Genomic DNA, 10,085 nt, shown 5'->3' on the forward strand with positions numbered 1-10,085 from the left:
CCCGCAAAAACGGCGAATGGCGGCATTGATTCGGTGAAGCCATCATAGGAAAAGCCGAATGCGGGGGGCAATCCGATTTACGTCGTGTTACAGCCGACACACTATCGAGATATTGCGATCGGCAGCGCGAACCGCCCTGCCGACGCCGCAACCCGCGCGGGACGGACCCCGGTCAGGTAGAATTACGGGATTAAACCGGCGCGACGCGCCGACACAACCTGACGCCAACCGCATGAGCACCGAACGCAACGACGCCCCCGCGGCTTCCAATTTCATCCGCAACATCATCGACGACGACAACCGCACCGGCAAATGGAGCGGCCGCGTCGAGACGCGCTTTCCGCCCGAGCCGAACGGCTATCTGCACATCGGCCATGCCAAGAGCATCTGCCTGAACTTCAGCGTCGCGCGCGACTACGGCGGCGTGTGCCACCTGCGCTTCGACGACACGAACCCGGAAAAGGAAAGCGTCGAATACGTCGACTCGATCGTCGACGCCGTGCGCTGGCTCGGCTTCGACTGGCGCAAGGACGCGGTCGATCACCAGTATTTCGCGAGCGACTACTACGACAAGCTGTACGAATTCGCCGAGCTGCTGATCCAGCGCGGCAAGGCGTACGTCGACAGCCAGAGCGCCGAGGAAATGCGCGCGAACCGCGGCTCGCTGACCGAAGGCGGCAAGCCGTCGCCGTTCCGCGACCGCTCGCCCGAGGAAAACCTCGACCTGTTCCGCCGGATGAAGGCCGGCGAGTTCAAGGAAGGCGAGCACGTGCTGCGCGCGAAGATCGACATGGCGTCGCCGAACATGAACATGCGCGACCCGGTGATCTACCGGATCCGCTACGCGCACCACTACCGTACCGGCGACGCATGGTGCGTGTATCCGATGTACGACTACACGCACTGCATCTCGGATGCGCTCGAAGGCATCACGCATTCGCTGTGCACGCTCGAATTCGAGGATCACCGCCCGCTGTACGACTGGGTGCTGAACGAACTCGCGGAAGCCGGCGTGTTCACGCGCCCGCTGCCGCAACAGATCGAATTCTCGCGCCTGAACCTCACGTACGCGATCACCAGCAAGCGCAAGCTGCTGCAGCTCGTCACCGAAGGTCACGTCGAAGGCTGGGACGACCCCCGCATGCCGACGATCGTCGGCATCCGCCGCCGCGGCTTCACGCCGGAGAGCATCCACCTGTTCTGCGAGCGGATCGGCGTGACGAAGGTCGATTCGTGGATCGACATGAGCGTGTTCGAAGGCGCGCTGCGTGACGACCTCGACGACAAGGCGCCGCGCTCGGTCGCCGTGCTCGATCCGCTGAAGCTCGTGATCGACAACTATCCGGAAGGCCAGGAAGAAGCGTGCACGGCGCCCGTGCACCCGCACCACCCCGACCGCGGCGTGCGCACCTTCCCGATCTCGCGCGAGCTGTGGATCGAGCGCGAGGACTTCGTCGAGAACCCGCCGAAGGGCTATTTCCGCCTGTACCCGGGCAACAAGGTGCGCCTGCGCTACGGCTACGTGATCGAATGCACGGGCTTCGACAAGGACGCCGACGGCAACGTGACGGCCGTGCACTGCAACTACTTCCCGGACAGCAAGTCGGGCACCGAAGGCGCGAACAACTACAAGGTCAAGGGCAACATCCACTGGGTCAGCGCGAAGCACGCGCAGGCGGCCGAAGTGCGGATCTACGACCGGCTGTTCAAGGCGCCGCACCCGGACGCGGGCGGCGCGAACTTCCTCGAGGCGCTGAACCCGGACTCGAAGAAGGTCACGCAGGCCTACGTCGAGCCGGGCGCCGGCGACGTCGCGCCGGAAACGCGCCTGCAGTTCGAGCGTCACGGCTATTTCGTCGCCGACCGCGTCGATTCGAAGCCGGGCAAGCCGGTGTTCAACCGGATCGTCGGGCTGCGCGACAGCTGGGGCAAGCCGGCCTGACGGCCTGCTCCGCGTGCGGCGCGGCGGCCTCGCACCGCCCGCCGCAGGATGAAAAAAAACGGCCTTCGGGCCGTTTTTTATTGCGTGCGCGCAAGCGCGGCTGCGCCGGCCGCCGCGCTTACGCGCTCGCTAACCGCCGGTGCAGATCCGCGAGCGACAGCGTCGTGCGAAACAGCCGCGCGAGGCTGCGGCTTGCATACGCGTCGACGTCGCCGGGCGCGGTCCAGCGATACGCGTCCATCTCGGGAATCAGCGAGCCGTCGCGACGGCTCGGGAACAGCGACGTGCACGTGCAGCGCACGGGATCGATCTCGTCGTCCGCGACCTGCACCGCGAACAGGTGCAGGTCCTTGTCGTGACGGTAGGCGAAGCGGCCGAGATCGAGCAGTCGCGCCGGCGCGAACTCGATGCCGGTTTCCTCGCGCAGCTCCCGCAGCGCCGCGTCGACCGGCGATTCGCCGGGCTCGCCCTGCCCCTTCGGGATGTCCCAGTGCGTGGTGTCCGTCGCGTGCGCGAGGAATACGCGGCCGGCCCCGTCGAGAATCACGACGCCGCACGACACCGTGCGCGACGCACCGCTGCGCTTCATTGCACGCGCGCTCAGCGCTTCTGCAGCTGCCACTTGCCCGTGGCGGTCTTGCAATAGACGGGCTTGAGCGTCAGCGTCTGGCCCTTCGCGGAAATGTCGGTGGCGATCTCGCGGCAGGTCTTGCCGTCGTTCTCGGACGTCGACGGCGTGAGCTTCGCATCGATCTGCGTGCCGCGGCCGCTGCTCTGCCAGGTCGTGGTCTCGCCGTCCTTGCCTTCGTCGCGCACCTGCGCCACGGCCTTGGCCAGCGACGCACGGTCGGTCTTGCTGAAGTAGGCGAGCGGCGTGTCGTTCAGGAAGCCCAGGTTGCTCTGTGCGTAGGCAGGCAGCATCGCGGCTGCGCACGCGGCGCCGGCCAGCACGCGCGTGACGACGGAAAGGGATGCACGCATCGACATGTGTTGTTCTCCTTGGATGTTCGATCGAACGGCATGGCGCGCGGCCGGCACTCCGGCGGCCGGCGAACCGGCACGCGCCACGCCCGTCAGCCAGCGAGCATAGCATGCGTGCCGCCAGGAACGTCGTCTAGCGGGCCGCCGACGCGGCTGCCGGTTGATATCCGTCGGTCAGCGTGTTCAGGAACGCGATCACGTCCCTGATCTCGGCCGCGTTCAGCGCGGGCGCGTCGCTGCGCTTGCGGTCGAACGGCGGCTCGCGGTTGATGTTCGGCCAGTAGCGCTTCGGCAGGTCGTCGTAGACCTGCACCTTGCCGTGCACGACCGGATAGAACTTCTCCGGATGGATGTCACGCTCGACGTAGAAGCGCATCACGTCCTCGAGCGAGTGGTACACGCCGTTGTGGAAGAACGTCTTGCGCAGCGCGACGTTGCGCAGCGACGGCGTGCGGAACAGCCCGCAGAATTCGTCGCGGCCCTTCAGGTCGGTGCGCTCGGGGCCGCACGCGCCGAGGTCGTAAAAGCGCGGATCGCGATTGACCGGCAGCGCGCGGTTGCGCGGCACCGCGATCGCGATCAGGCCGAAATCGCTGAACTGCGGCGGCCCGCCTTCGAGCGTGCGCTGGCTCACGTGGCAGCTCGCGCAGTTGCCCTTCTTCTCGTCGTTGAACAGCTGCAGCCCGCGCAGCTCGGCGGGTGTCAGCTGCGCGTGGCCGGCCAGGTACGCGTCGTACTTGCTCGTGTACGGATCGAACAGCGCCGGCTGCTGCTGGAATGCGTCGAGCGCGCGCAGCACCGCGCCGAACGTCGCCTGGTCGTCGCCGAGAACCTGATTGCCGAACGCCTTGCGGAACGCGTCGGCATACGGCGCGGCGCGCACCGCCTTCGCAACCCGCGCCGGCGAACTGCTCATCTCGAAGGGCGACGTGAGCGGAATGCGCGCCTGCGCATCGCGCGTATCGACGCGGCCATCCCAGGTCAGCCCGCCGGTCGGGCCCGCATCGATGCTTTCGTCACCTTCGTCCGGCGAATCGTGGAAGTGCTCGCTGAACGGCGGAATGCCGCGCAGGTACTTCAGCGACGGCACCGCACGAAAGCCCGTGCTGTGCATGTCGTCGCCGCCGAGTTGTGCCGACAGCGCGTTCGGCGGCCCGAACGCATGCTCGGCGCTATGGCACGACGCGCACGCGAGCTTGCCGGACCCCGACAGCGACGGATCGAAGAACAACTGCTTGCCGAGCGCCGTCATCTGCTTCACGCCCTCGAATACCTGTGCGCGCGTCTGCGGCTGGCTGGCCGGCGCGACCGCCGGAGCGGCCTGTGCCGCCGGCACGATGGCGGCGGCCGATGCATCGGCACCGGGGCGCGCATCGCAACCGGCGAGCGCCGCGAGCCCGCCGACCAGCGCCAGCGCCGCCGCGGCAGGGATCAGCGATCGCGCGGACGCGAAGGATTTCAGAAGGCTGTGCATCGTCGTTCTTCTTGTAGCGGTGGGCAATCGGCCGGAGCTTATGTCAGTTCCGTGACCGCCGCATGACGTTCGACCGACAGTCATTTGAAAGCGCCCCTACACCCGGCTGTCAAATCGGTTCCAGATAATGCGCGCAGCCGGCAGGTGTCCGAAGGTTCCCGCGCCGGCCCGACACCACCGCGATTCCCACACGCGACACACGACGAAAGAGAGAACATCGCATGAAGAAGCACGCCTGGATTCGTTACACGCCGATCGCCCTCGCGGCCGCGCTCAGCCTGACCGCCTGCGGCGGCGACGATGTCACGCAGCAAGGCCTGTCGGCCGTCAAGAACGTCGTCGTGATCTACGCGGAAAACCGCAGCTTCGACAACCTGTACGGCAACTTCCCCGGCGCGAACGGCCTGCAGAACGCGACGGCGGCGAACTCGGTGCAGAAGGATCGCGACGGCTCGACGATGGCGACGCTGCCGAAGATCTGGGGCGGCCTGACCGCGACCGGCATCACGCCGGCGGTCACCGAAGCAATGACGGCGAACCTGCCGAACGCGCCGTTCGCGATCGACGATCCGAAGGGCTTCAACCAGTCGATGAGCATCGCGACGCGCGACATCGTGCACCGCTTCTACCAGGACCAGATGCAGATCAACGGCGGCAAGAACGACATGTACGCCGCATGGACCGATGCGGGCGGCCTGACGATGGGCCACTACACGCCGGACCCGTCGAAGCTGCCGCTGTGGAAGATCGCGCAGCAGTACGTGCTCGCCGACAACTTCTTCATGGGCGCGTTCGGCGGCTCGTTCCTGAACCACCAGTACCTGATCTGCGCGTGCGCGCCGTTCTACGCGAACGCGAACACGAGCCCCGCGGCCGGCAAGATCGCCGTGTTGAACGCGGACGGCAAGTCGCTGAAGGTTGCGACGAACTCGCCCGCGTCCGCGCTCAGCGGCCCGCCGAAGTTCGTCAACGACGGCGCGATCACGCCCGACTTCTTCGCGGTCAACACGATGCAGCCGCCGTATCAGCCGAGCGGCAACAAGGCAGCCACGGGCGGCGATCCGCTGCTCGCCGATCCGGCCAATCCGTCGACGATGCCGCCGCAGACGGCGACCAACATCGGCGACCTGATGACCAACGCGGGCGTGTCGTGGGCATGGTACGGCGGCGCGTGGGGCCAGGCGCTGCAGGCAAGCCAGAACGGCACGTCGAACGTGATCTACGGCGCCGACCTGTCGACGCCGAACTTTCAGCCGCACCACCAGCCGTTCAACTACTTCGCGAACCAGGCACCGGGCACCGCGAGCCGCGCGCAGCACCTGCTCGACGGCGGCGCGAACGGCGCCGAGTTCATCAAGGCGATCGACGCGGGCACGCTGCCGCAGGTCACGTTCTACAAGCCGCAAGGCAACCTGAACGAGCACCCGGGCTACACGGACGTCACCTCCGGCGACCAGCACATCGCCGACGTGATCGCGCACCTGCAGGCAAGCCCGCAGTGGAAGAACATGGTCGTCGTCGTCACGTACGACGAGAACGGCGGCTTCTGGGATCACGCCGCGCCGCCGACCGCCGATCGGTGGGGTCCGGGCACGCGGATTCCGGCGCTGATCGTGTCGCCGTACGCGAAGAAGGGTTTCGTGGACCACACGCAGTACGACACGGGTTCGATCCTGCGTCTCATCACGCGCCGCTTCTCGCTGCCGCGCCTGCCGGGCCTGCAGCAGCGCGACGACGCACTGAAGGCGAACGGCGCGCAGCCGATGGGCGACCTGACGAACGCGCTCACGCTGTCGCCGAACCTGTAACGGCATCACCCGCGAACGGGCCGGCCGCGCGGCCGGCCCGGACGAACGAAGGGCGACCCGCTGCGACCTGCACCCCAAAAGCCGGATGCGAATCCCGCCTTTGGGGTGTTTTTCATGCGCGCGCGGTGCCGCGCGGCCGCGTCACCAGCCGTACTTCAGCTCGACGCCGACGTAGTCCGCGTTGTGCCCGCCCGCCTGCCGGATCGCGTCGCCGACCTGGAAGTGCACGGCCTCGACCGCGCCGATCAGGTTCGCGGCAATCGTCCAGTCCGCGCGCAGCTGCACGTACATCCCTGTCCACAGGCCGCCCTTGCCCGCCGTGCCCGGCACCGGAATGTTCGGCTGCTGATAGACGGCGTCGCCGGTCGTCTCGCGCCACTGGAAACCCAGCGCGCCGAGCAGCGACAGGTTCGCCGACGGCTTCAGCGTCACGGACGGCTTCACGTGGATCAGGTTCGCATAGCTCGTGTAGCCGGCCAGCGTGAAGTAATAGCCGTTCGGAAACAGCGGATTGAAGGTGCCGACGCGGCCGTCGTGCGGATGCCGGTCGCCCGAGGCCGCATCGATCTGCAACGCGACGCGCGGCGACCACGGCGCATCGAGCTTGTAGCCGGCGATCGAGCCGACTGCCCACGCACCGATCGTGTCGTTGCCGACCGTCCCGGTCTGCAGCATCGTCTCGAGATCCCAGTCGAAACGGCCCTGCGTGCCTGTGTAGCGAACGTCCCACACATCGCGATGCTCGGCGCCGCTCGCATCGAGGAAACGCGCGTTGCGGCGGTTGTAGCGCGACCAGTAGCCGGACAGGTCGCCCGGCCCGACCGACTGCCGCTCGACGCGCACGCCGCTGAAGGTGAGACCGCGATTGGACACGTCGTCGAAATCGGACGCGTTGCGGTTCTGCACCGGTTGCGTCGCGTAGCCGATGAAGCGCCATTTCCCGTATTCGTAATCGGCCCAGACCGCATCGAACGCCTGCCGCACGTTCGGGCCGTCGCGCGTGGCGATGAAACGCTGCAGGTCGAACGCCATCTCCTGCCGGCCGACGCGGAACTTGAACGTGCCGCCGCCGAGCGCGCCCGTGTAGGTCGCGAACGCCTGTTCGAGATCGAGCGGGTTCTTGTCGACGGGCGACACCGTGTTCTTGCCGAACGCGCGCGCGTCCTGCAACTGCGCGAAGAACTGCCAGTGCTGGCCGAGATGCGCATCGGCATGCACTTCGACGCGCTGGATCAGGTACGTGTCCGATTGCGCGGAGCCGATCCCGAACAGCGGCGCGTCGTTGGTCTCCAGCCGCTCGCGCAGGTTCACGCCGAGCGATAGATAGGACGCCGGATCGTTGCCGAGCGGAATGTATTTCAGTCCGTCGAGCGGCGCACGCGGCACGCACGGATTCGCGAGCACCGACCAGTCCTCCTGCCAGCGGTTGAACAGCACCGTCGGGCGTTTGGTCGTGCACGTCGATGCGGCGGTGGCCGTCTGGGTCGCTGCCGGCGTCGAGGTCGAAACCGATGACGCAGCCGAAGGCTGCGCCGGTCCTTGTGTCGGTGTCGGTGTCGGTGTCGGTGTCGGTGTCGAAGTCGTTTCAGCCGCCGTTTCCGCGACCGCCGCGTCGGCGCCCGCGCACAACAGCGCCGCGACGACCGACAGGCGCGCGGCCCGTTCGAAGCCGCGGGCGTCGCGTCTGCGCTGCCCCCGCGCGGTCATGCGCGCTCCTGCGCGGCGGGTGCGGCCGCTTGCGCCGCACACAATGCAAGCGTCGCGAGCGCGCCGACCGGCGCGAGCAGCGCCAGGAATCCGACGTAGCGGAACCCGAGCGCACCGCACGCCGCGCCGAGCGCGAACGCGACGATCGCCGGCAGCATCTTGCCGAAGCGCGCCCGCGCCGCCGCGCGCGCGGCGTCGGCCGTGCCGGCCGACAGCAGGTCGACGACGTCGAGGATCGCCTGCGTCACGTTGCCCGTCATCACCGTGTTCGGCACGCCGCCCGCGCGCGAAATCACGCGCGGATGCGCGTTCTGCACGCCCATCGCGAACGTGCCGACGATGCCGGCCACGAGCGCCGGCAAGCTGTCGGGCTGCGTGACGGGCGTCGCCCACACGCCGGCCGCGCAGAAGCCGAGCAGCAGCACGGCCTGCACCGCATGCAGCGCGCGCGTGCCCTGCCAGGCGGGCCGCCCGGACATCGACCGCGCGATCAGGCTCGCCGCGATCACGCCGCACACGAACGCGGGAAACACGCTGAGCTTCAGCACGACACCCTGGCCGAAGCCCGCGATGCCCGCGCCGATCAGCACGAAGTTGCCCGTCACGTGTGCGGTGAACAGCCCGAACAGCGCGACGAAGCTCAGCGTATCGACGAAGCCGGCCACCGCGGCAAGGATCGTGTCTTCGTGCTTCATCGCGCTGCGCTCGCGTGGATTTCGGCAACGTAGCCGCCCGGGAACTGCACGAGTGCCGCGTCGCGGCCGTCCGCGGTGTACGGCGGCACGAGCACGGTCACACCCGCCGCCTTGGCCTTCTCCAGCGTGGCGGCCAGGTCCGGCACGTCGTAGCCCGTCATCTCGCGCCCGTACGGGTAAGGCAGATGGCCGTCCGTCACGAGCACGGTCATCTTGCCGAAGCCCGATTCGATGCGAATCCGGCGATACGTGTCGTTCGGCCGGCCGATCTCGATGCCCGGCGCCTTCAGGTTGTCGGACACCACCTTGCCTTTCGAGAACTTGACGAAATCGTGCACGAACTTGCGTACGCTTTGCGGCGACACATAGACCCGGTTCTCGGGGATGGTCTGCAACGCGTCGTAGTGCGGCGCCTGGGTGTGCCAGTAGAGCTGCATGTTCACGCCGCCCGTCCACGTAATGACCGCATCGCGGCCGATCGGATCGGGGAACGTGTCGACGATCACGTCGGCGCCGTGCTCGCGCGCCGACTTCACCGCGACGTCCATGTCGGTGACGAGATAGCCGGTGCGCTCCGCGCAGAACGGATACGGGACCGGCGTCTTGAAGCCGAACACCGAGATCGTGCCGACCGGCGTCAGCACGAGCTGCGACATCGTCTGGCTCGGCGTCGGCGTGACCTGGAACACGCCCTGCTTCGATTTCTTGCCGCCGAAGGTCGCGACGAAACTGTCGGTGAAGCGGTCGAAGTCTTCCGGCGCGACGCACACGTGCGTGGTGTCGTACTGCGGACCGACGGCCACCGTCGGCGCGACCGCGGGCGGCACCGGCGGTTTCGCGAACGCGGCAGGCGCGGCGACGAGACCACTGGCAATCGCAAGCGCCAGCAACGCGGAACGAAGGGTTTTCATAACGGATGTCCTTGTTGTTTCTTCAAATGATGCACCGGCCCGGGGAATCCCGGTCACCTGCTGCCGTCGCCGGCCGGTTGCCGCGCATCGTCGAGCACGGTCGCGAGCACGAGTGCCGCGATCAGCCCAAGATGCTCGAAAAAGCTGTTGAGCGCCATGAAATGTTCGGCGCCCGTGCGGTTCCAGAAATCGTTCGCCACGACCATCGCGACGAGCGTCAGCATGCCGAGGCTGCCGGCGCCGAGCCACGTGAAGCGGCGGAACACCACGCACAGCGAGCCGCCGATCTCGACCGCGATCGCGAGCGCCGCCCACAGCGCGGCCGGATGCAGGCCGAAATGCGCCTGCTCCGCGACCGCGCCGTCGAAGTCGAGCGCCTTCGCGACCCCGCCGAGCAGATAGGCGGACACCAGCGCGAGACGCGCGAGCGGCAGGACCCACGGCTGCGACAGCAGCGCGCGGATCCACGCCGGGCTGCCGTAGATGGTACGCGTCGTCATGTCAGACTGCCCAGCACGAACAGCCGAACGCGCCCCAGAAGCCCTTCGCGTCCGACGTCGGCAATGC

General features: G+C 67.7%; 9 protein-coding genes. 2 read left to right on the forward strand and 7 right to left on the reverse strand.

Going from position 1 to position 10,085, the window contains the following annotated elements; translation table 11 throughout:
- Positions 1-232: 232 nt before the first annotated feature.
- On the forward strand, positions 233-1,942 hold the full coding sequence (locus U4Z64_RS31985) for a glutamine--tRNA ligase/YqeY domain fusion protein (RefSeq protein ID WP_321822056.1): 1,710 nt from the start codon (positions 233-235) through the stop codon (positions 1,940-1,942).
- A 118-nt stretch (positions 1,943-2,060) separates the two neighbouring features.
- Here the strand turns inward: U4Z64_RS31985 and U4Z64_RS31990 are convergent, their stop codons facing one another.
- From U4Z64_RS31990 to U4Z64_RS32000, 3 genes are all read right to left on the reverse strand, one after another.
- A complete protein-coding gene (locus U4Z64_RS31990; RefSeq protein WP_321822057.1) occupies positions 2,061-2,531 on the reverse strand; it encodes an NUDIX hydrolase in 471 nt (156 codons plus the stop codon).
- Between the two features lie 11 nt (positions 2,532-2,542).
- Entirely contained in the window at positions 2,543-2,929 is a 387-nt protein-coding gene (locus U4Z64_RS31995; protein ID WP_044846115.1) for a hypothetical protein, read from the reverse strand.
- A 127-nt stretch (positions 2,930-3,056) separates the two neighbouring features.
- Positions 3,057-4,397 (reverse strand): cytochrome-c peroxidase, encoded by a 1,341-nt coding sequence (locus U4Z64_RS32000; protein WP_321822058.1) that lies wholly within the window; start codon positions 4,395-4,397, stop codon positions 3,057-3,059.
- Positions 4,398-4,618: 221 nt separating this feature from the next.
- Between U4Z64_RS32000 and U4Z64_RS32005 the strand changes: the two genes are divergently transcribed.
- Entirely contained in the window at positions 4,619-6,205 is a 1,587-nt protein-coding gene (locus U4Z64_RS32005; RefSeq protein WP_044846117.1) for an acid phosphatase, read from the forward strand.
- Positions 6,206-6,346: 141 nt separating this feature from the next.
- On the opposite strand, the gene U4Z64_RS32010 is transcribed toward U4Z64_RS32005, so the two are convergent.
- Genes U4Z64_RS32010 through U4Z64_RS32025 form a run of 4 tightly spaced genes read right to left on the reverse strand, consistent with a single transcriptional unit; the run spans position 6,347 to position 10,018 of the window.
- Positions 6,347-7,912, reverse strand: coding sequence for an alginate export family protein (locus U4Z64_RS32010; protein WP_321822059.1), 1,566 nt, complete (start codon positions 7,910-7,912; stop codon positions 6,347-6,349).
- Positions 7,909-8,607: a YoaK family protein gene (locus U4Z64_RS32015; protein WP_044846118.1), complete on the reverse strand. Its 699-nt coding sequence runs from the start codon at positions 8,605-8,607 to the stop codon at positions 7,909-7,911. The genes U4Z64_RS32010 and U4Z64_RS32015 overlap by 4 nt, the downstream gene beginning before the upstream one ends.
- Positions 8,604-9,518 (reverse strand): glyoxalase, encoded by a 915-nt coding sequence (locus U4Z64_RS32020; protein WP_321822060.1) that lies wholly within the window; start codon positions 9,516-9,518, stop codon positions 8,604-8,606. The genes U4Z64_RS32015 and U4Z64_RS32020 overlap by 4 nt, the downstream gene beginning before the upstream one ends.
- Before the next feature lie 53 nt (positions 9,519-9,571).
- The gene (locus U4Z64_RS32025) at positions 9,572-10,018 is read right to left on the reverse strand and encodes a DoxX family protein (RefSeq protein ID WP_321822061.1); all 447 of its coding nucleotides are present in this window, start codon (positions 10,016-10,018) and stop codon (positions 9,572-9,574) included.
- Positions 10,019-10,085 lie beyond the last annotated feature (67 nt).

This window comes from Burkholderia sp. BCC1996, from assembly GCF_905339955.1.
GTDB lineage: Bacteria > Pseudomonadota > Gammaproteobacteria > Burkholderiales > Burkholderiaceae > Burkholderia.

Excerpts from the sequence above, each read along its gene's own strand:
- U4Z64_RS31985 (WP_321822056.1), top strand. The coding sequence starts at position 233 with ATGAGCACCGAACGCAACGACGCCCCCGCGGCTTCCAATTTCATCCGC.
- U4Z64_RS31990 (WP_321822057.1), bottom strand. The coding sequence starts at position 2,531 with ATGAAGCGCAGCGGTGCGTCGCGCACGGTGTCGTGCGGCGTCGTGATT.
- U4Z64_RS31995 (WP_044846115.1), bottom strand. The coding sequence starts at position 2,929 with ATGTCGATGCGTGCATCCCTTTCCGTCGTCACGCGCGTGCTGGCCGGC.
- U4Z64_RS32000 (WP_321822058.1), bottom strand. The coding sequence starts at position 4,397 with ATGCACAGCCTTCTGAAATCCTTCGCGTCCGCGCGATCGCTGATCCCT.
- U4Z64_RS32005 (WP_044846117.1), top strand. The coding sequence starts at position 4,619 with ATGAAGAAGCACGCCTGGATTCGTTACACGCCGATCGCCCTCGCGGCC.
- U4Z64_RS32010 (WP_321822059.1), bottom strand. The coding sequence starts at position 7,912 with ATGACCGCGCGGGGGCAGCGCAGACGCGACGCCCGCGGCTTCGAACGG.
- U4Z64_RS32015 (WP_044846118.1), bottom strand. The coding sequence starts at position 8,607 with ATGAAGCACGAAGACACGATCCTTGCCGCGGTGGCCGGCTTCGTCGAT.
- U4Z64_RS32020 (WP_321822060.1), bottom strand. The coding sequence starts at position 9,518 with ATGAAAACCCTTCGTTCCGCGTTGCTGGCGCTTGCGATTGCCAGTGGT.
- U4Z64_RS32025 (WP_321822061.1), bottom strand. The coding sequence starts at position 10,018 with ATGACGACGCGTACCATCTACGGCAGCCCGGCGTGGATCCGCGCGCTG.